The organism is Streptomyces sp. NPDC031049 (assembly GCF_055571015.1).
This window is the reverse complement of record NZ_JBVIGC010000001.1, coordinates 662,880-682,023: the sequence shown is the minus strand read 5'-3', so window position 1 is coordinate 682,023 and position 19,144 is coordinate 662,880. Positions and strand designations below refer to the sequence as shown.

The following is a 19,144-nucleotide window of genomic DNA, read 5'->3' as shown; positions in this document are numbered from 1 at the left end:
TCTGATCCACACATGCTGATCGCTCAGCGTCCCTCGTTGACCGAAGAGGTCGTCGACGAGTTCCGCTCCCGGTTCGTGATCGAGCCGCTGGAGCCGGGCTTCGGCTACACCCTCGGCAACTCCCTCCGCCGCACCCTCCTGTCGTCGATCCCCGGCGCTGCTGTCACCAGCATCCGCATCGACGGCGTCCTGCACGAGTTCACCACCGTGCCGGGCGTCAAGGAGGACGTCACCGACCTGATCCTCAACATCAAGCAGCTGGTCGTCTCCTCCGAGCACGACGAGCCCGTGGTGATGTACCTGCGCAAGCAGGGCCCGGGTCTGGTCACCGCCGCCGACATCGCGCCGCCGGCCGGTGTCGAGGTGCACAACCCCGACCTGGTCCTCGCCACGCTCAACGGCAAGGGCAAGCTGGAGATGGAGCTGACCGTCGAGCGCGGTCGCGGCTACGTCTCCGCCGTGCAGAACAAGCAGGTCGGCCAGGAGATCGGCCGGATCCCGGTCGACTCGATCTACTCGCCGGTCCTCAAGGTCACGTACAAGGTCGAGGCCACGCGTGTCGAGCAGCGCACCGACTTCGACAAGCTGATCGTCGACGTCGAGACCAAGCAGGCGATGCGTCCGCGTGACGCCATGGCCTCCGCCGGTAAGACGCTGGTCGAGCTGTTCGGTCTCGCCCGCGAGCTGAACATCGACGCCGAGGGCATCGACATGGGTCCGTCCCCGACGGACGCCGCGCTCGCCGCAGACCTGGCGCTGCCGATCGAGGAGCTGGAGCTCACCGTCCGGTCGTACAACTGCCTCAAGCGCGAGGGCATCCACTCCGTGGGTGAGCTGGTCGCGCGCAGCGAGGCGGACCTGCTCGACATCCGCAACTTCGGTGCGAAGTCGATCGACGAGGTCAAGGCGAAGCTGGCGGGCATGGGCCTGGCGCTCAAGGACTCGCCTCCCGGGTTCGACCCGACCGCCGCCGCGGACGCCTTCGGCGCCGATGACGACGCTGACGCCGGTTTCGTGGAGACCGAGCAGTACTAAGAGCTCGGGCCATCCGGTCCGTACTCGGGTGCGGGCGGACTGTGGCTTGTCGCGCAGTTCCCCGCGCCCCTTCCGGAGGCGCCCCTTCGGGGCTGCCTCCGGATCTCCGACAGGCGACCGCCTGCTCGGATACTGACCCCGGTACCTGATACGGCCGGGGCAGACACCTAGGAGAAACACCATGCCGAAGCCCACCAAGGGTGCCCGTCTGGGCGGCAGCGCCGCGCACGAGAAGCTGCTCCTCGCGAACCTGGCGAAGAGCCTCTTCGAGCACGGCAAGATCACCACGACGGAGGCGAAGGCCCGCCGTCTGCGGCCGTACGCCGAGCGCCTGATCACCAAGGCGAAGAAGGGCGACCTTCACAACCGCCGCCAGGTGCTCCAGGTCATCACGGACAAGAGCGTCGTCCACACGCTCTTCACCGAGATCGGCCCGCGCTACGAGAACCGTCCGGGTGGCTACACCCGTATCACCAAGATCGGCAACCGCCGCGGTGACAACGCGCCCATGGCCGTCATCGAGCTGGTCGAGGCGCTGACGGTCGCGCAGCAGGCGACGGGTGAGGCCGAGGCCGCCACCAAGCGCGCCGCCAAGGACGCCGAGGCTGCCGAGGCTCCCGAGGCCAAGGTCGACACGACCAAGGCCGACGACGAGGCTGCCGCCGAGGAGTCGAAGGACGCGTAAGCGTTCTGCCGGGGGGCTGTGTGCCTGGCGGCTGCGGGTTTGTCGTGGCTGGTCGCGCAGTTCCCCGCGCCCCCTTCGGGGGGCGGTTGCGGGCCCGTTCCATTTCAGGAGCGGGCCCGCTTTCGTGTTGCTGAGAGGATGCAGGGGTGAGTGACGAAGTACAGCCCGGTCATGTCCGTGTGCGTCTCGACCTGTCCTATGACGGGACCGATTTCTCCGGGTGGGCCAAGCAGGCCGGGGGGCGGCGGACCGTGCAGGGGGAGGTCGAGGACGCGCTGCGGACCGTGACGCGGTCGCGGGAGACGTACGAGCTGACCGTGGCCGGGCGGACCGACGCCGGGGTGCACGCCCGGGGGCAGGTGGTGCACGTGGACCTGCCCGAGGGCGTGTGGCGCGAGCACCACGGGAAGCTGCTCAAGCGGCTCGCGGGACGGCTGCCCAGGGACGTACGGGTCTGGGCGCTGCGGGAGGCCCCCAGCGGGTTCAACGCGCGGTTCTCCGCGATCTGGCGGCGTTACGCCTACCGCGTCACCGACAACCCCGGCGGTGTGGACCCGCTGCTGCGCAACCACGTCCTGTGGCACGACTGGCCCCTCGACGTCGACGCCATGAACGAGGCCGCTCGGCACCTGCTGGGCGAGCACGACTTCGCCGCCTACTGCAAGAGGCGGGAGGGGGCCACGACCATCCGGACCCTTCAGGAACTGAGCCTGGCGCGGGGCGAGGACGGGATCATCACGGCCACCGTCCGGGCGGACGCCTTCTGCCACAACATGGTGCGCTCGCTGATCGGCGCGCTGCTGTTCGTCGGCGACGGGCACCGCCCGCCCGACTGGCCGGGGAAGGTGCTGGCGGCCGGCGTACGCGACTCGGCCGTGCACGTCGTACGGCCGCACGGGCTGACCCTGGAGGAGGTCGGCTACCCGGCGGACGAGCTGCTCGCGGCGCGCAGCCGCGAGGCGCGGAACAAGCGGTCCTTGCCCGGCGCGGGCTGCTGCTGAGCGGTCCCCGCCCGGCCCGCCGCCGAACGGTCCGGGCCCGGGCGCGGTGGCGCCGCGCCCGCAGGTGCTAGCCGGCCGTCGCCGCCGCCGAGGCCTGGGCCTCGCCGCGCTGGCGGATCTGGCGGAAGGTGAACTCCGCCAGGTCGTCGCCGGTCCGGAAGACCTCGGTGTCCTTCTCGGTGACGTCCTTGCCGGAGGTGAACCCGGAGATGGTGAAGTAGGCGTACCGGCCGTAGGAGTTGGTCGTGGACCGGCACACCGCGCCCTGGCAGAAGGACTTCACCCCGCCGCCGGCCAGGGACTTGACGATGCTCTTGCTGTCGGCCTGCTTCTTGGCCTCGGTGGCCTGCGCGGCGGTGTCGAAGACGGCCACGCCGACCGTCACGGCGACGCCGCCCTGGGTGTAGCTGACGCGGATCAGCCGGGTGCAGTCGTTGTCCTTCAGGACCTTCGGCAGGGTGCCCTGCGCGGCGGAGAAGCAGCTGCGGGTGTCGGCGGTCGGGCCCTTCTTGTAGACCGTCTCGCCCATGGTCAGCTGGGTGCCGGGGAAGAGGGTGTCCGGGCTCAGCGGGGCCTTGTCCTTCTTCGCGCTGGACACGAAGTCCTTCGGGTCCAGCGGGGGCGGCGCGGAGGTCGGCGCGAACGACGGGGCCGTGGCGGTCTCGCTCGGGATGTCGGCCGCCGAGGGCAGCTCGGAGGGGTCGCCGGAGGCCGAGGAGGAGCCGTTCGCCGACACGACGGCCACCGCGACCGCGCTGGCGACGGCGACCGTGGCCAGCGCGCCGCCACCGATGAACAGCAGCCGGCGCCGCTTGTTGCGGGCCTCGGACGCCTCGGCCAGCGCCGCCCAGTCCGGGGTCCCGTCACCGCCGCCGCTGTTCCAGGGCTGCTGGGAATTCGGTTTCCAGGGATCCCACTGAGACTGGGGTCCCCCCTGCCCAAAGCTCATGGGGCGCATCTTAGACGGGTTGTCCGGCGTGCTGGTCCGCCTCAACGGGCCCCGGAAGCCCTAGCGTTCCTCCCATGCGGACGGGCAAAAGCGACATCTCCGGGTGGTTGGTGCGACCGGCGCCGTGGCAGTTGTGGGCGGCGCTCGCCGCGGTGCTCGGCGCTCTGGTCGCGCGTACGGCACGCACCACCGCGGACGGCGGGATGGACAACGCCATCGTCGTCCGGGCGGCCCGGACCTGGCTGGCGGGCGGCGACCCGTACGCCGATCCGCACTTCCTGTACTTCCCGAGCGCCGTCCTGGCCGCCGTACCGCAGGCACTGCCGTCCGCGGCCGTGCTGCGGGTGCTGGTGCCGCTGACGGTGACGGCCCTGCTGGTGCTGGGCTGGGCCTGCGCGCTGCGGCTGCACCGGGTCCCGCTGGGCAGCCGCTTCGCCGCCCTCGGCCTGCTCGGGCTCGCGGCGGGCTTCGCGCCGTTCGCGCACCTGGTGCTGCTCGGCAACTGGACGGTGACCGCGGCGGCGGCCCTGCCGCTGTGCCTGCTGGCGGCGAGCCGGGGGCGGTGGACGGCGGCGGGCGTGGTCGTCGGCGTCGCCGTCGCGGTGAAGCCGCTGCTGGTGCCGCTGGTGCTGCTGTTCCTGTTCGCCGGGCGGTGGCGGGCGCTGGCGGCGGCGGTCCTCGTGCCGTTCGGCGCGTCCGCCGCCGCCGGGCTGCTGATGCCGGACCCGGCCGGCTTCTTCACCCGCACGCTGCCGTTCCTGCTCGGCGGCGACGACGGCTTCGTCCGGCTCTACGAGGCCTCCCCGGCGGCCGTGCTGCCCCGGCTCGGCGTGCCCTCGGCGCTCGCCGGGGCCGTCGCGGTGCTCGCCGCCGCCGCGGGGGTGCTGTGCGCCCGGCGGCGCTGGCGCCGGGCCGATGCCGGGGCGGCGCGGCTCGCCGAGACCGCCGCCGGGCTGATGCTCTCGGCGTTCCTGGTCTCCCGCCCCTCCTACGACCACTACCTCCTGGTCGTCCTGCCCCTGCTGCTCGCCGGACTGCCGTACGCCGGCTCGGTCGCCCGCCGCCCCTGGTTCTGGCTGGCCCTGGTCCCGCAGCTGCCGGGGCTGACCTGGCCCTGGCTGGAGCCGCCCCGGCGGCGCGCCTTCAAGGACGCGGTCACCCTCTGTGTGCTGGCGGCGACGGTGGCCCGGCAGGGATGGGCGGCGAGGGCCTCCCGGGAGGGGGAAGGGCTCGTCGCCGCGCCCCGGCGGGCGGACACGTACAGTGGTAGCAGGCGGTGATGCACGGCGGTCCCTCGTTTTGACCCATTCCGAGGCCCCCGGTATCCTGCTTGTTCGTTGTGTATTGGCTTGCTCATTCTCACGGGACGGGCCCTTACACCGGTCCACCGGGCCGATGACCAGCGACCAGCACGCGGTTTGCGTCACCGCGGTGCGGTCAAGGCTGTCGTGATCGTTTCGGTGACCTGTTCAGGACCATTCACTCGAAGCGAAGGCTACGAACCGTGCGTACGTACAGCCCCAAGCCCGGCGATGTGACGCGCCAGTGGCACGTCATCGACGCTCAGGACGTTGTCCTGGGCCGTCTCGCCTCCACCGCAGCGACCCTCCTGAGGGGCAAGCACAAGCCGATCTACGCTCCGCACGTAGACGCCGGTGACTTCGTCATCATCATCAACGCCGACAAGGTGCACCTGTCCGGCAACAAGCGGACCCAGAAGATGGCGTACCGCCACTCCGGCTACCCGGGCGGTCTGCGCTCCGTCCGTTACGACGAGCTGCTGGAGAAGAACCCCGAGAAGGCCGTCGAGAAGGCCGTCAAGGGCATGCTTCCCAAGAACTCCCTGGGCCGTCAGATGCTCTCGAAGCTGAAGGTCTACAAGGGTGACCAGCACCCGCACGGCGCGCAGCAGCCGCAGCCGTACGAGATCACCCAGGTCGCGCAGTAAGTCCGGCCACCCCCTAAGACTGAAGAGAATCTGAGGAGAATCGTGGCCGAGACCACTGCCGAGCAGCCGCTCGAAGAGCTTGACATCGACAGCTACACCACCGAGTCCGAGGTCCCCGTCGAGGGCGAGTACACCTCGGAGTCCATGGCCTCCCGCTTCGGCGAGCCCCAGCCGGCCGCCGGCCTGGGCCGCCGCAAGAACGCCATCGCCCGTGTCCGGATCGTCCCGGGCACCGGCAAGTGGAAGATCAACGGCCGCACCCTCGAGGACTACTTCCCGAACAAGGTGCACCAGCAGGAGGTCAACGAGCCCTTCAAGGTGCTCGAGCTCGAGGGCCGCTACGACGTCATCGCCCGCATCGCCGGCGGCGGCGTCTCCGGCCAGGCCGGTGCCCTCCGCCTCGGTGTCGCGCGTGCCCTCAACGAGGCCGACGTCGACAACAACCGCGGCCCGCTGAAGAAGGCCGGCTTCCTGCGCCGCGACGACCGCGCGGTCGAGCGGAAGAAGGCCGGTCTGAAGAAGGCCCGCAAGGCTCCGCAGTACAGCAAGCGCTAATCGGCGCTGCTGTACTCCGAACGCCCCGGCGGCACGCCACTGTGCTGCCGGGGCGTTCGTATATCACCGTCGTCAGGCGTATAACGGCACAAGACGCTCAACGGCTTGTGTGATCGGATGGCCGGGCATTGCGGGTGTCCGGGAACACGGAGGCAGGTGCGTGGGCCGCACGGCACGCTTCCGGAACTGACGTTTCCTCAGGAGGACAAGTGGGACGACTCTTCGGCACGGACGGCGTGCGCGGTGTCGCCAACGCGGATCTGACGGCCGAGATGGCGCTCGGCCTCTCCGTCGCCGCGGCGCACGTGCTGGCCGAGGCGGGCACGTTCGAAGGACACCGGCCGACCGCGGTGGTCGGACGTGACCCGCGCGCGTCCGGGGAGTTCCTGGAGGCCGCCGTGGTGGCGGGCCTGGCCAGCGCCGGGGTGGACGTGCTGCGGGTCGGCGTGCTGCCGACCCCCGCCGTGGCGTACCTGACCGGCGCGCTCGGCGCCGACCTCGGTGTGATGCTCTCCGCCAGCCACAACGCCATGCCCGACAACGGCATCAAGTTCTTCGCCCGCGGCGGTCACAAGCTCGCCGACGAGCTGGAGGACCGCATCGAGTCCCTCTACGAGGGGCACCGCACCGGCGCCCCCTGGGACCGGCCGACCGGGGCCGGGGTCGGCCGGGTCCGCGACTACGGCGAGGGCTTCGACAAGTACGTCGCCCACCTCGTCGCCGTGCTGCCCAACCGGCTCGACGGACTGAAGATCGTCCTCGACGAGGCGCACGGCGCCGCCGCCCGGGTCTCGCCGGAGGCGTTCGCGCGGGCCGGCGCCGAGGTCGTCACCATCGGTGCCGAGCCGGACGGCCTCAACATCAACGACGGCTGCGGCTCCACCCACCTCGACCAGCTCAAGGCCGCCGTCGTGGAGCACGGCGCCGACCTCGGCATCGCCCACGACGGCGACGCCGACCGCTGCCTGGCCGTGGACCACACCGGCGCCGAGGTGGACGGCGACCAGATCCTCGCCGTGCTCGGGCTGGCGATGCGGGAGCGGTCCGTGCTGCGCCGGGACACCGTCGTCGCGACCGTCATGTCCAACCTGGGCTTCAAGCTCGCCATGGAGCGCGAGGGCATCGAGGTCGTGCAGACGGCGGTCGGCGACCGGTACGTGCTGGAGGAGATGAAGGACAAGGGCCTCGCCCTGGGCGGCGAGCAGTCCGGCCACGTCATCATCCTCGACCACGCCACCACCGGTGACGGCACGCTGACCGGCCTGATGCTGGCGGCACGGGTCGCGCAGACCGGTCGTACGCTGCGGGACCTCGCCTCCGTGATGGAGCGGCTGCCGCAGGTGCTGATCAACGTGCCCGACGTGGACAAGTCCCGGGTGACGACCTCCGCGGAGCTGGCCACCGCGGTCGCCGAGGCGGAGCGGGAGCTGGGGGAGACCGGGCGGGTGCTGCTGCGTCCCTCCGGGACGGAGCCGCTCGTTCGCGTGATGGTCGAGGCTGCGGACATCGAGCAGGCCCGGTCGGTGGCGAGCCGGCTGGCCGATTCCGTCAAGTCGGCGTTGGGGTAGTTCTTCGGAGTCGCCGGGTCGGGGGGCTGTGTGCTGCGGGCCTGCGGGTTTCGTCGTGGCCTGTCGCGCAGTTCCCCGCGCCCCTTCGGGGCGCTGTCCTCAGCATGGCGTCCGTCCGACCGCCTTCACAGCTTGCGCAGGCTCAGCCGCTGCACCTTGTGGTCGGGGCCCTTGCGCAGGATCAGCGTGGCACGGCCCCGGGTCGGGGCGACGTTCTCGATGAGGTTGGGCTTGTTGATGGTGCGCCAGGTGGTGCGGGCGTAGTCGAGCGCCTCCTCCTCCGACACCTGCGTGTACTTGCGGAAGTAGGACGAGGGGTTCTGGAACGCGGTCGCGCGCAGCTTCTTGAAGCGGTTCAGGTACCAGCGCTCGATGTCCTCGGGCCGGGCGTCGACGTACACGCTGAAGTCGAAGTAGTCGGCCAGACCCACCCGGGTGCGGCCGTCCTTGCCGGGCAGGGCGGGCTGGAGGACGTTGAGGCCCTCGACGATGAGGATGTCGGGGCGGCGCACGACGAGCTTCTCGCCGGGGACGATGTCGTAGATCAGGTGGGAGTAGACGGGCGCCGTCACCTCCTCCTTGCCGGCCTTGATGTCGGCGACGAACCGGGTCAGGGCCCGGCGGTCGTACGACTCCGGGAACCCCTTGCGCGACATCAGACCGCGGGCCTGGAGCTCCCGGGTGGGCAGCAGGAAGCCGTCGGTGGTGACCAGCTCCACGCGCGGATGCTCGGGCCAGCGCGACAGCAGCGCCTGGAGCAGGCGGGCGACGGTGGACTTGCCGACCGCGACGGACCCGGCGACGCCTATGACGAACGGCGTGCCCGACTGGGAACCCTGCTCACCGAGGAAGGTGTTCAGCGCGCCCCGCAGCCCGTCCGTGGCGCCGACGTAGAGGTTGAGCAGCCGGGACAGCGGGAGGTAGATGTCCCGCACCTCGTCGAGGTCGATCACGTCGCCGAGGCCCCGCAGCTTCTCGACCTCCTCGGCGCTGAGCGGCAGCGGCGTCTTGTCGCGCAGCGCGCTCCACTCGGTGCGCGTGAGGTCGACGTAGGGAGTCGCCTCCGGCCGGTGCCGGTGGGCGCTCCGGGGCATCGAGGAGGCCGGAGAGATCACAGTCCATTGTTAACGGAGTTCGAACGGCTCGGCAGGTGGGCTGTGTCACGCCGGACCGGGCCGCGGCGCGCATGATCACGTCGGTGTCACGGTCGGATACCAGGTCGTCGCCCGAAGATCATCTGTGGGCCCGCTGTGCGTACAGTGCGCGCACGCATGCGCGGAACCTCCGCGACCTGGAAGAAAGAGTCCCCGACGTGAGAAGCATCGCCGTTCGCCGTACCGCCCTCGCGGGCGCTGCCGCCGCCCTGGCCCTTCTGTCCACCGCCTGCGGCGGCTCCACCGACGACGGCGGCGAGGCCGGCGGCGACAAGGCCGGTGGCGGCTCCACCGCGGCGGCCAAGGCGCTGACCGCCGCCGAGCTGGAGCAGGCCGCCCTCACCCAGGCGGACGTCGAGAGCGGCAAGGTCGTCGCGGAGCTGCCCGCGGGGGACGACGTCACCAAGGAGCAGGTGAAGGCGGACGGCGAGGAGTGCCTGCCGCTCGCCCACGCCCAGGCCGGCGTCCCCGGCGGCACGCCCGCCGCCACGGTCAAGCGCAGCTGGGCCGGCGAGCCGAAGAAGCCGTCCGCCGACACCCCGCCCGAGCAGGCCGCGATGGCCGCCCTCGACGTGCCGAAGGTGCTGGTGACCCTGGCCTCCTACGAGGACGGCGGCGCCGAGAAGGCACTGAAGGACGTGGAGGCTGCGGCCCAGAAGTGCGCCAAGGGCTTCACGGCCACCGTCGGCGGCGAGAAGGCCGAGTACACCGAGGTGACCGTGACCGACGCCCCCGCCGGCGGTGACGGGGGCGTCGCCCTGACCATGACCGTGAACGTCGGGGAGGGCGTCACCCCGCCGATGAAGGTCGTGGTGGTCCGCAAGGGCGCCACCGTCGCCTCCTTCAGCGCCGTCAACCTCGCGTCCATGGCGAGCGGCAAGGACTTCGCGTTCCCCACCGAGATCGTCGACGCCCAGGTCGGCAAGCTGAAGTGACCCACAGTTCCCACCGGGGCGTTCGTACCCCGGTGGGAATTTCCGATTTCGGGCACGTGATGGCGTGTTCGGGAGCGGCGCTGATCGTAGGCTGCCGGTCATGTGCGGAATCGTGGGTTACGTGGGGTCGCAGTCGGCGCTCGATGTCGTGGTGGCCGGGCTGAAGCGGCTGGAGTACCGGGGATACGACTCGGCGGGCGTCGCCGTGCTCGCCGACGGCGGACTCGCCGCCGCCAAGCGGGCCGGCAAGCTCGTCAACCTGGAGAAGGAGCTGTCCGAACGCCCGCTGCCCACCGGCACCACCGGCATCGGACACACCCGCTGGGCCACGCACGGCGGCCCCACCGACGCCAACGCCCACCCGCACCTCGACAACGCCGGCCGGGTCGCCGTCGTCCACAACGGCATCATCGAGAACTTCGCGTCCCTCAGGGCCGAGCTGGCCGAGCGCGGGCACGAGCTGGCGTCCGAGACGGACACCGAGGTCGTTGCCCACCTCCTCGCCGAGGAGTTCTCCTCCTGCGCCGACCTGGCGGAGGCGATGCGGCTGGTGTGCCGCCGCCTGGAGGGTGCATTCACCCTGGTGGCGGTGCACGCTGACGAGCCGGACGTGGTCGTCGGAGCGCGCCGCAACTCGCCGCTGGTCGTGGGCGTCGGGGACGGCGAGTCCTTCCTCGCCTCCGACGTGGCGGCGTTCATCGCGCACACCCGCGACGCCGTCGAACTGGGGCAGGACCAGGTGGTCGAGCTGCGCCGGGACGGCGTGACGGTGACCGGCTTCGACGGCAGCCCGGCCGACGTGCGCTCCTACCACGTCGACTGGGACGCCTCCGCCGCCGAGAAGGGCGGCTACGACTACTTCATGCTCAAGGAGATCGCCGAGCAGCCCAAGGCGGTCGCCGACACCCTGCTGGGCCGCATCGACGGCGCCGGCTCGCTGAGCCTGGACGAGGTGCGGATCTCCGCGGCCGAGCTGCGCGAGACGGACAAGGTCGTCATCGTCGCCTGCGGTACGGCCTTCCACGCCGGGCTGATCGCGAAGTACGCGATCGAGCACTGGACGCGCATCCCGTGCGAGGTGGAGCTGGCCAGCGAGTTCCGCTACCGCGACCCGATCCTGGACCAGCAGACGCTGGTGATCGCCATCTCCCAGTCCGGCGAGACGATGGACACGCTGATGGCCCTGCGGCACGCCCGCGAACAGGGCGCGAAGGTGCTGGCCATCTGCAACACCAACGGCTCGACCATCCCCCGCGAGTCGGACGCGGTCCTCTACACCCACGCCGGCCCGGAGATCGCCGTCGCCTCGACGAAGGCGTTCCTCACCCAGCTGGTGGCCTGCTACCTGGTCGCCCTCTACCTGGGCCAGGTGCGCGGCACCAAGTGGGGCGACGAGATCCGGGCGGTGATCCGCGACCTGTCGCACATCTCCGGCGAGGTGGAGCAGGTCCTCGGGACCATGGAGCCGGTGCGGGAGCTGGCGCGCTCCCTCGCCGCCAAGAACACGGTGCTGTTCCTGGGGCGGCACGTCGGCTACCCGGTGGCGCTGGAGGGCGCCCTCAAGCTCAAGGAACTCGCCTACATGCACGCCGAGGGCTTCGCGGCGGGCGAGCTGAAGCACGGCCCGATCGCGCTGATCGAGGAGGACCTGCCGGTGGTGGTGGTCGTCCCGTCGCCGCGCGGCCGTTCCGTGCTCCACGACAAGATCGTCTCCAACATCCAGGAGATCCGGGCCAGAGGTGCGCGGACCATCGTGATCGCGGAGGAGGGCGACGAGGCGGTCGTCCCCTACGCCGACCACCTCATCCGCATCCCGGTCACCCCCACCCTGCTCCAGCCGCTGGTGGCCACGGTGCCGCTCCAGGTCTTCGCCTGCGAACTGGCGACGGCCCGCGGCAACGAGGTGGACCAGCCGCGGAACCTGGCGAAGTCGGTGACGGTGGAGTAGGCGCCGGCGACCGGTCGTTAGGGTGCTCGGCATGAGCATCATCGGCGTCGGGATCGACGTGGCCGAGATCGACCGCTTCGCGGCGTCGCTGAAGCGGACGCCCGCGCTGGCCGAACGGCTGTTCCTGAAGAGCGAGTTGCTGCTGCCCAACGGCGAGCGCCGGGGCGTCGCCTCGCTCGCCGCCCGCTTCGCGGCCAAGGAGGCGCTCGCCAAGGCGCTGGGCGCGCCGGCCGGGCTGCACTGGACGGACGCCGAGGTGTACGTCGAGGACGGCGGGCGGCCCCGGCTGCGGGTCACGGGGACGGTGGCGGCGCGGGCGGCGCAGCTGGGGGTGACCTCCTGGCACGTGTCGCTGAGCCATGACGCGGGGGTGGCTTCGGCGGTGGTGGTGGCGGAGGGGTGACCGGGGCGCTGTGGTGATGGCGGAGGGGGACGGGGGCGCTGTGGCGGTGGCGCGGAGGGATCGGGGCGCTGTGGTGATGGCGCAGAGGTGACCGCGGCGCGGTGGCCGTCGCTGCGGGCCGGGGTGGGTGACGGGGCCTCGGCCGGCCCCGTCACCCGTTCGCGGGAGGTGGTGCTGGGGTCCTCCGCCGCGGCGTGTGGGGTACGGGCTGTCAGCAGATCGACTGCCTGCTGTTCACCAGACGGTTGTTGCGGAACGTCGTGTTCTCACCGCACGGGCTCTCCCGGATCGACGTGTCCGTCACCGTGAGGTTCTGGATGGTGATGTCCCGGTTGTTGGGGAACTCCGAGCGCGCCGCCAGCCGGATCTCCCCGCCGCCGGTGACCGTGCCGCTCTGCCCGGCGAGGGTGACGTTGTAGCAGTTCTCGATCAGGACCGAGTTGTTGCCGGTGTGCGAGAGCGTCACCCGGTCGATCACCGCCCCGCCGCTCTCCGAGACGCAGAACACCCCGCGCCCGCCGCCGCGCGCGACCACCTCGCCGACGCGGATGTTGACCGGGTAGCCGCTGCCGATCCGGCCGTTGCGGTTGGCCATGCGGAAGGCCGCGTAGCCGGTTCCCGCGCCGGCGTTCTCCGCGTCGACCCGTGCCACCGTGGCGTTGACGGTCTGGTTGAGCAGCAGGCCCGACTCGCCCACGTTCCGGGCGGTGACGGTGCCGATGGTCAGGCCGTCGACGCCGTACGTCTCGACGGCGTGGCTGGAGGCGCCGGAGACGTACACGTCGTCGATGCGCACGTTGCGCGTCCACTGGCTGGTGTCGCCGCGGTTGTCGATCCGGACGCCGAGGCCGCGCGAGAGGCGCATGTCGATCCGGCCCAGCGTCACGTTCTGCACGTTGCGCAGGAAGATGCCGTACAGCGGGGTGCCGGTGACGTTCAGGTGCTGGACCTCCACGTCCCGGGTGCCGCGGGAGTAGACCGGCGCCTGGTCGCCGGAGCCGGTGCCGGTGACGTCGATCGTGCCGCAGACGTCCAGGACGGTGTAGCTGGGCAGGGAGATGCGGGAGCCGGCGGAGACGGTGCCCGAACCGCGGACCACGACCCGCTCCTTGCTCGTACGGCCGGACGACAGGCTGTTCACCGCCGCCTGGACGGCCGCCCGCATGTCGGAGCCCGTGTACACGACGCTCCCGCCACGGCGGGAGGTCCAGGTGTCGCCGCTGCGGACGGCCTCGGCCTGGTACGGGCCTTCGCCGCAGGCCGCGAGGGTGCGCGCGGGGGGTGCGGTGGTTGCGAGGGGTGTGGGGGGTGCGGTGGTTGCGGCTGTGGTGGTGCCGGTGGCTGCGGCCGTGGTGATGCCGGTGGCGGCCGCGGTGGTGGCCGGGGCCGTCAGGGTCGCTGCCGTGGTGAGGAGGGCTGCCGCGCCGGCGGCGGCGAGGAGTGCGGCTCTGCGTGCCATGGGGGGTCCGTCCTCTCATCGAACCGATTCGACTGAATCGATTCATTCGTGGGGGCGGGTGAGTGTGGCAAGGGGGTGGCGAAGCGTCAAGGGGCGAGGCGGAGTTGGACGCCTTTCCCGGACGCGGGGAAGACTCTCCGGCATGCGTACTGCGTACAGCGTGGAGACGGTCAGGACGGCCGAGCGGGAGCTGATGGCACGGCTGCCCGAGGGGGCGTTGATGCAACGCGCGGCGGCGGGGCTCGCCGCCGCCTGCGCGGACCTGCTCGGCAGGGTGTACGGCAGCCGGGTCGTGCTGCTGGTCGGCAGCGGTGACAACGGCGGCGACGCCCTGTACGCCGGGGCCCGCCTCGCCCGGCGCGGGGCCGGGGTGACGGCGGTGCTGCTCGCGCCGGAGCGCGCCCACGCCGGCGGGCTCGCCGCGCTGCGCCGGGCCGGTGGGAGCGTGGGGGGCGAGGGGGCCGCCGAGGCGCTGATCGAGCGCGCCGACCTCGTCGTCGACGGGATCGTCGGGATCGGCGGCAAGGGCGGGTTGCGGCCGGAGGCCCGGTCGGTGGCCGCCGCCGCCGAGCGGTCGCGGGCCGCGGTCGTCGCGGTCGACCTGCCGAGCGGCGTCGACGCGGACACGGGGGAGGTGCACGGGGCGGCGCTGCGGGCCGACCTGACGGTGACGTTCGGCACGCACAAGCCGGGGCTGCTGATCGATCCGGCGCGGGAGTACGCCGGGTCGGTGCGGCTCGTGGACATCGGGCTGGCGCTGCCGAACGACGCCGTCGTGCTGGAGGCGGTGCAGCACGCGGACGTCGCCCGGCTGCTGCCGGTGCCGGCGGCGGAGAGCGACAAGTACCGGCGCGGGGTGGTGGGCGTCGCCGCCGGGTCCGGCCGCTACCCGGGCGCGGCGGTCCTCGCCGTGGCGGGGGCGCTGCGCGGTGGGGCGGGGGCGGTGCGGTACGTCGGTCCCGCCGCGGACGCCGTGATCGCCCGCTTCCCCGAGACGCTCGTGTCGGACCAGGGGCCGAAGCGGGCCGGGCGGGTGCAGGCGTGGGTGGTCGGTCCGGGGGCCGGGGACGACGCCGGTACCGTCGCGGAGGTGCTGGCGGCCGAGGTGCCCGTGCTGATCGACGCGGACGGGCTGCGGCTCGCCGACCGGGACGCCGTGCGTGCCCGTACCTCGCCGACGCTGCTGACACCGCACGCGGGGGAGGCCGCCGCGCTGCTCGGCGTGGCCCGGGAGGAGGTCGAGGGCGCGCGGCTGACGGCGGTCCGGGAACTCGCCGCGCGCTACGACGCGACCGTGCTGCTCAAGGGGTCGACCACGCTGGTCGCCGCGCCGGGCGGCGGTCCCGTCCGGGTCAACGCCACCGGCACGCCGTGGCTGGCGACGGCCGGCAGCGGTGACGTGCTGTCCGGCCTGGCCGGCTCCCTGCTGGCGGCGGGCCTGGCCGCTCTCGACGCCGGGAGCGCGGCCGCCTACGTCCACGGCCTCGCGGGCCGCTTCGCGGCGGAGGGCGCGCCGGTGGGGGCGCACGACGTGGCGGAGACGATTCCCCGGGCCTGGCGCGATGTGCGGCTGCGGGCGGGCGGGGACGGGGGCGCGTGTTGATGCCTGCGGCGCCTGCGCTGGTGGGGGTTCGTGTGGTGTGTCGGGTGCGGGGTGGTGGGTGGATGCCTGCGGCGCCGCTGCGGGTGGTCGGGGGTGCGCGTAGCGCCTTGGGTTCGGTGGGTGGTGCGGGGCCGTGCCGGGGGGTCTCCGTCCTCGGAACGTCGCGGAATCGGCCGACTGGAAGGTCCCCGTGTTGACGCGACAACCGCTGCGGGCGGAGACCCCCCGACACGACCCCTCCCCGCCGTACGCGTCTGCGGGCAGCGCCCCGGCCCGTGCCTGGTTGCTCACCGCGGGCGCCTGCGGGCAGCGCCCCGGCCCGTGCCTGGTTGCTCACCGCGGGCGCCTGCGGGTAGCGCCTCGGCCCGTGCCTGGTTGCTCACCGCGGGCGCCCGCGGGCAGCGCTCCACCTGGTCGCCGCTTGCGCGCCGCGGCCGGCTGCCGCGATCCGCGCGCAGCCGCGCCGCCCAGCCGCGGGCGCGCGCCCGCAATCCGCGGGCAGTCGTGCCTCCCCCAGTGCCTGAACGGCCTGGGAGGTACCCCCAGGGCGATGGGGGTCCCCCCGCTCGAGCGAAGCCGAGAGTGGGGGAGGGTGGGCGCGGGCGGCACCCCGTCACGCCGGGCTGCGCAACGCCCCGACCCCAGCCACAACGCCGGGGACCAACGAACCGTCGGCGATACTTCGTGGGCCGCACCCCGTCACGCCGGGCTGCGCAGACGCCCCCCCACATCAACCACGGCGCCGGTTGCCGATGGGACCGGCGGTGACATCGCCGCCTGCGGGTCGGTGGAGGCACGTCGCCGAGACGTCCGCCACGGTGCCGACGGCCCCTCTGAGACACTGGCCCCACCATGAGTGAGACAGCAGCCCAGCGGACCGCGGCTCTGCGGGCCCGTGCCGAGATCGACCTGGCCGCCCTGCGGGCCAACGTGCGGACCTTGCGTGCCCTGGCCCCCGGCGCGGCCCTGATGGCCGTGGTCAAGGCCGACGGGTACGGGCACGGGGCGGTCCCGTGCGCTCGCGCGGCCGTCGCCGCGGGGGCCACCTGGGTGGGCACCGCCACTCCCGAGGAGGCGCTCGCGCTGCGCGCCGGCGCCGGGCTGCCGGACGACGTACGGATCATGTGCTGGCTGTGGACGCCGGGCGGCCCCTGGCGGGAGGCGATCGACGCCGGACTCGACGTCTCCGTCAGCGGCATGTGGGCCATGGAGGAGGTCACGGCCGCCGCACGGCTCGCCGGGCGCCCCGCGCGCGTGCAGCTCAAGGCCGACACCGGGCTCGGCCGCAACGGCTGCCAGCCGGGCGAGGACTGGTCCCGGCTCGTCGGCGCGGCCCGGCGCGCCGAGGCCGAGGGGCTGCTCGCCGTCACCGGGCTGTGGTCCCACCTCGCCTGCGCCGACGAGCCCGGGCACCCGTCGATCGCCGCCCAGCTCGCCCGCTTCCGGGAGATGACGGCGTACGCCGAGGAGCAGGGCCTGCGCCCCGAGGTGCGGCACATCGCCAACTCCCCGGCCACGCTGACCCTCCCCGAGGCCCACTACGACCTCGTTCGCCCCGGCATCGCCATGTACGGCCTCTCGCCCAGCCCCGAGCTGGGCACCCCCGCCGACCTCGGGCTCCGCCCGGTGATGACGCTCTCCGCCGCGCTCGCGCTGGTCAAGCACGTCCCCGGCGGCCACGGCGTCAGCTACGGCCACCACTACACCACCCCCGGCGACACCACCCTCGGCCTCGTCCCCCTCGGCTACGCCGACGGCGTCCCGCGGCACGCCTCCGGCACCGCGCCCGTCCTGGTCGACGGCAAGTGGCGTACGGTCGCGGGGCGGATCGCGATGGACCAGTTCGTGGTCGACCTCGGCGGCGACGAGCCCGCGCCGGGCGCCGAGGCCGTCCTGTTCGGGCCCGGCGACCGCGGCGAGCCCACCGCCGAGGACTGGGCGCAGGCCGCGGGCACCATCGGGTACGAGATCGTCACCCGCATCGGAACCCGCGTCCCGCGCGTCTATGCCGGTGAGTGACCGACATGACGAAGACGACGGCCCCATGTGCATGACGCACGCGTTCCGGTGAATCAGGAACCAGAGGGGTCACCACCCGGACAGGGGTCGGCGAAGGGGAGCGGTACGTGAGCGAGAGCAGCGGGGAGGGCGTCGCGGACGTCGCCGCGGCGGCCGTCGCCTCCGCCACGGAGGCCGCCACCGAGGTGGCCGCCGGCGGCTGGCGCCGGGCGACCGGGATAGCGGGCGTGGCCATAGGCGTCGTCGCCGCGGGAGCCGCCGCGGGCGTCGCCATAGAGCGGCTGACCGTCGGCCGCGGCATGCGCAGGAAGGCGCGGCTCGCCCTCGACTCGGCCGGCCCCTACGGCGCACTGCGCGGCACCCCCGGGCAGGCCCGCGCGGACGACGGCACCGAGCTGTACTACGAGGTCGACGAGGCCGAGCCGGAGGGCGGCCCGGCCCCGCGCCGCCGGCGCCTCTTCGGCCGCCGGGCCCCCGCCCCCGTCACCGTCGTCTTCAGCCACGGCTACTGCCTCAGCCAGGACTCCTGGCACTTCCAGCGCGCGGCGCTGCGCGGCGTCGTCCGCACCGTCCACTGGGACCAGCGCAGCCACGGCCGGTCCGGCCGCGGAGTGGCGCAGGCGCGCGGTGAGCAGCCCGTCACCATCGACCAGCTGGGCCGGGACCTGAAGGCGGTCATCGACGCCGCCGCACCCGAGGGCCCCTTGGTGCTGGTCGGGCACTCCATGGGCGGCATGACGGTGATGGCCCTGGCCGACCAGTTCCCCGAGCTGGTCCGCGACCGCGTCGTCGGCGTCGCCCTGGTCGGCACGTCCTCGGGGCGGCTCGGCGAGGTCAACTTCGGGCTGCCGGTGGCCGGCGTCAACGCGGTGCGGCGGGTGCTCCCGGGGGTGCTGAAGGCGCTGGGGCAGCGGGCGGAGCTGGTGGAGAAGGGGCGCCGCGCGACGGCGGACCTGTTCGCCGGGATCATCAAGCGCTACTCGTTCGCGTCCCGGGAGGTCGACCCGGCCGTGGCCCGGTTCGCCGAGCGGATGATCGAGTCCACGCCGATCGACGTGGTCGCCGAGTACTACCCGGCCTTCGACGACCACGACAAGAACGAGGCCCTCGCCCGCTTCGCCGGCCTGCCCGTGCTGGTGCTGGCCGGGGTGCAGGACCTGGTCACGCCGAGCGAGCACAGCGAGGCCATCGCCGACCTGCTGCCGGACGCCGAGCTGGTCCTGGTCCCGGACGCCGGGCACCTGGTCATGCTGGAGCACCCCGAGGTGGTCACCGACCGCCTCGCCGACCTGCTCGCCCGCGCCGGTGCGGTCCCCGCAGGGGCTACCGTTGATGGCTATGGAAGCACCGGCAGCACCGCACGACCCCGCTGAGCCCACGCCCGTCGAGATCACCGTCACCTCTCCCGACCAGATGCGGGAGCTGGGCCGCAGGCTCGCCAAACTGCTGCGCGCCGGCGACCTGGTGATGCTCACCGGGGAGCTGGGCGCGGGCAAGACGACGCTGACCCGCGGGCTCGGCGAGGGCCTGGGCGTCCGCGGCGCCGTCACCTCCCCGACGTTCGTGATCGCCCGCGTGCACCCCTCCCTCGGGGACGGCCCGCCCCTGGTCCACGTCGACGCCTACCGGCTGTCCGGCGGGCTGGACGAGATGGAGGACCTCGACCTGGACGTCTCGCTGCCCGAGTCGGTGGTCGTCGTGGAGTGGGGCGAGGGCAGGTTCGAGGAGCTGACCGAGGACCGGCTCCAGCTCGTGATCCACCGGGCCGTCGGCGACACCGCGGACGAGGTCCGCCGCGTGTCGCTGACCGGGGTCGGAGAGCGCTGGGCGGCGGTCGACCTCGGCGTGCTCACGGCCTGAGCGCCGGCCGGAACGCCGGCCG

17 protein-coding genes are annotated in these 19,144 nt (G+C 73.0%); 14 read left to right on the top strand and 3 right to left on the bottom strand.

Going from position 1 to position 19,144, the window contains the following annotated elements; translation table 11 throughout:
• Positions 1-12 precede the first annotated feature (12 nt).
• From ACZ45Q_RS02950 to truA, 3 genes are all read left to right on the top strand, one after another.
• Positions 13-1,035 carry a DNA-directed RNA polymerase subunit alpha gene (locus ACZ45Q_RS02950; protein ID WP_003966937.1) on the top strand — a complete coding sequence of 341 codons (1,023 nt, stop codon included), beginning with the start codon at positions 13-15 and terminating at the stop codon, positions 1,033-1,035.
• 181 nt (positions 1,036-1,216) lie between these two features.
• Positions 1,217-1,720 carry a 50S ribosomal protein L17 gene (rplQ, locus tag ACZ45Q_RS02945; protein WP_468254052.1) on the top strand — a complete coding sequence of 168 codons (504 nt, stop codon included), beginning with the start codon at positions 1,217-1,219 and terminating at the stop codon, positions 1,718-1,720.
• A gap of 146 nt (positions 1,721-1,866) precedes the next feature.
• The gene (gene truA, locus ACZ45Q_RS02940) at positions 1,867-2,721 is read left to right on the top strand and encodes a tRNA pseudouridine(38-40) synthase TruA (RefSeq protein WP_468254050.1); all 855 of its coding nucleotides are present in this window, start codon (positions 1,867-1,869) and stop codon (positions 2,719-2,721) included.
• Between the two features lie 67 nt (positions 2,722-2,788).
• On the opposite strand, the gene ACZ45Q_RS02935 is transcribed toward truA, so the two are convergent.
• Positions 2,789-3,670, bottom strand: a complete 882-nt coding sequence (locus ACZ45Q_RS02935; RefSeq protein ID WP_468254047.1) for a hypothetical protein — start codon at positions 3,668-3,670, stop codon at positions 2,789-2,791.
• A gap of 74 nt (positions 3,671-3,744) precedes the next feature.
• On the opposite strand from ACZ45Q_RS02935, the gene ACZ45Q_RS02930 reads away from it, so the two are divergent.
• From ACZ45Q_RS02930 to glmM, 4 genes are all read left to right on the top strand, one after another.
• Positions 3,745-4,950 carry a glycosyltransferase 87 family protein gene (locus ACZ45Q_RS02930; RefSeq protein ID WP_468254045.1) on the top strand — a complete coding sequence of 402 codons (1,206 nt, stop codon included), beginning with the start codon at positions 3,745-3,747 and terminating at the stop codon, positions 4,948-4,950.
• 224 nt (positions 4,951-5,174) lie between these two features.
• Positions 5,175-5,618 (top strand): 50S ribosomal protein L13, encoded by a 444-nt coding sequence (gene rplM, locus ACZ45Q_RS02925; RefSeq protein WP_416525458.1) that lies wholly within the window; start codon positions 5,175-5,177, stop codon positions 5,616-5,618.
• Positions 5,619-5,660: 42 nt separating this feature from the next.
• A complete protein-coding gene (rpsI, locus tag ACZ45Q_RS02920; RefSeq protein WP_019526966.1) occupies positions 5,661-6,173 on the top strand; it encodes a 30S ribosomal protein S9 in 513 nt (170 codons plus the stop codon).
• Positions 6,174-6,382: 209 nt separating this feature from the next.
• A complete protein-coding gene (glmM, locus tag ACZ45Q_RS02915; protein ID WP_468254042.1) occupies positions 6,383-7,741 on the top strand; it encodes a phosphoglucosamine mutase in 1,359 nt (452 codons plus the stop codon).
• Positions 7,742-7,866: 125 nt separating this feature from the next.
• Here the strand turns inward: glmM and coaA are convergent, their stop codons facing one another.
• A complete protein-coding gene (gene coaA, locus ACZ45Q_RS02910) occupies positions 7,867-8,835 on the bottom strand; it encodes a type I pantothenate kinase (RefSeq protein WP_468254333.1) in 969 nt (322 codons plus the stop codon).
• A gap of 218 nt (positions 8,836-9,053) precedes the next feature.
• Here coaA and ACZ45Q_RS02905 point away from each other — a divergent pair, with 218 nt between their 5' ends.
• The 3 genes from ACZ45Q_RS02905 to ACZ45Q_RS02895 all read left to right on the top strand — a co-directional run bounded on the left by ACZ45Q_RS02905 (position 9,054) and on the right by ACZ45Q_RS02895 (position 12,181).
• Positions 9,054-9,830, top strand: a complete 777-nt coding sequence (locus ACZ45Q_RS02905) for a hypothetical protein (protein ID WP_468254040.1) — start codon at positions 9,054-9,056, stop codon at positions 9,828-9,830.
• A gap of 100 nt (positions 9,831-9,930) precedes the next feature.
• Complete coding sequence (gene glmS / locus ACZ45Q_RS02900) at positions 9,931-11,778, top strand: glutamine--fructose-6-phosphate transaminase (isomerizing) (protein ID WP_468254037.1); 1,848 nt, start codon at positions 9,931-9,933, stop codon at positions 11,776-11,778.
• A 31-nt stretch (positions 11,779-11,809) separates the two neighbouring features.
• On the top strand, positions 11,810-12,181 hold the full coding sequence (locus ACZ45Q_RS02895) for a holo-ACP synthase (protein ID WP_468254035.1): 372 nt from the start codon (positions 11,810-11,812) through the stop codon (positions 12,179-12,181).
• A 211-nt stretch (positions 12,182-12,392) separates the two neighbouring features.
• Here ACZ45Q_RS02895 and ACZ45Q_RS02890 read toward each other — a convergent pair whose 3' ends face one another.
• On the bottom strand, positions 12,393-13,640 hold the full coding sequence (locus ACZ45Q_RS02890) for a hypothetical protein (RefSeq protein ID WP_468254033.1): 1,248 nt from the start codon (positions 13,638-13,640) through the stop codon (positions 12,393-12,395).
• 142 nt (positions 13,641-13,782) lie between these two features.
• Between ACZ45Q_RS02890 and ACZ45Q_RS02885 the strand changes: the two genes are divergently transcribed.
• From ACZ45Q_RS02885 to tsaE, 4 genes are all read left to right on the top strand, one after another.
• Positions 13,783-15,243 (top strand): NAD(P)H-hydrate dehydratase, encoded by a 1,461-nt coding sequence (locus ACZ45Q_RS02885; RefSeq protein WP_468254031.1) that lies wholly within the window; start codon positions 13,783-13,785, stop codon positions 15,241-15,243.
• Positions 15,244-16,095: 852 nt separating this feature from the next.
• Positions 16,096-17,262 (top strand): alanine racemase, encoded by a 1,167-nt coding sequence (alr, locus tag ACZ45Q_RS02880; protein ID WP_468254028.1) that lies wholly within the window; start codon positions 16,096-16,098, stop codon positions 17,260-17,262.
• 107 nt (positions 17,263-17,369) lie between these two features.
• Positions 17,370-18,635 carry an alpha/beta fold hydrolase gene (locus tag ACZ45Q_RS02875; protein ID WP_468254026.1) on the top strand — a complete coding sequence of 422 codons (1,266 nt, stop codon included), beginning with the start codon at positions 17,370-17,372 and terminating at the stop codon, positions 18,633-18,635.
• A complete protein-coding gene (gene tsaE, locus ACZ45Q_RS02870; RefSeq protein ID WP_468254023.1) occupies positions 18,601-19,122 on the top strand; it encodes a tRNA (adenosine(37)-N6)-threonylcarbamoyltransferase complex ATPase subunit type 1 TsaE in 522 nt (173 codons plus the stop codon). Before ACZ45Q_RS02875 ends, tsaE begins: the two co-directional genes overlap by 35 nt.
• Positions 19,123-19,144 lie beyond the last annotated feature (22 nt).

What these genes read in the sequence shown, in the direction of transcription:
- ACZ45Q_RS02885 (WP_468254031.1), top strand. Translation starts at nt 13,783, where the DNA reads ATGCGTACTGCGTACAGCGTGGAGACGGTCAGGACGGCCGAGCGGGAG.
- alr (WP_468254028.1), top strand. Translation starts at nt 16,096, where the DNA reads ATGAGTGAGACAGCAGCCCAGCGGACCGCGGCTCTGCGGGCCCGTGCC.
- ACZ45Q_RS02935 (WP_468254047.1), bottom strand. Translation starts at nt 3,670, where the DNA reads ATGAGCTTTGGGCAGGGGGGACCCCAGTCTCAGTGGGATCCCTGGAAA.
- ACZ45Q_RS02890 (WP_468254033.1), bottom strand. Translation starts at nt 13,640, where the DNA reads ATGGCACGCAGAGCCGCACTCCTCGCCGCCGCCGGCGCGGCAGCCCTC.
- tsaE (WP_468254023.1), top strand. Translation starts at nt 18,601, where the DNA reads ATGGAAGCACCGGCAGCACCGCACGACCCCGCTGAGCCCACGCCCGTC.
- rplQ (WP_468254052.1), top strand. Translation starts at nt 1,217, where the DNA reads ATGCCGAAGCCCACCAAGGGTGCCCGTCTGGGCGGCAGCGCCGCGCAC.
- ACZ45Q_RS02895 (WP_468254035.1), top strand. Translation starts at nt 11,810, where the DNA reads ATGAGCATCATCGGCGTCGGGATCGACGTGGCCGAGATCGACCGCTTC.
- ACZ45Q_RS02950 (WP_003966937.1), top strand. Translation starts at nt 13, where the DNA reads ATGCTGATCGCTCAGCGTCCCTCGTTGACCGAAGAGGTCGTCGACGAG.
- glmS (WP_468254037.1), top strand. Translation starts at nt 9,931, where the DNA reads ATGTGCGGAATCGTGGGTTACGTGGGGTCGCAGTCGGCGCTCGATGTC.
- coaA (WP_468254333.1), bottom strand. Translation starts at nt 8,835, where the DNA reads ATGCCCCGGAGCGCCCACCGGCACCGGCCGGAGGCGACTCCCTACGTC.
- ACZ45Q_RS02930 (WP_468254045.1), top strand. Translation starts at nt 3,745, where the DNA reads ATGCGGACGGGCAAAAGCGACATCTCCGGGTGGTTGGTGCGACCGGCG.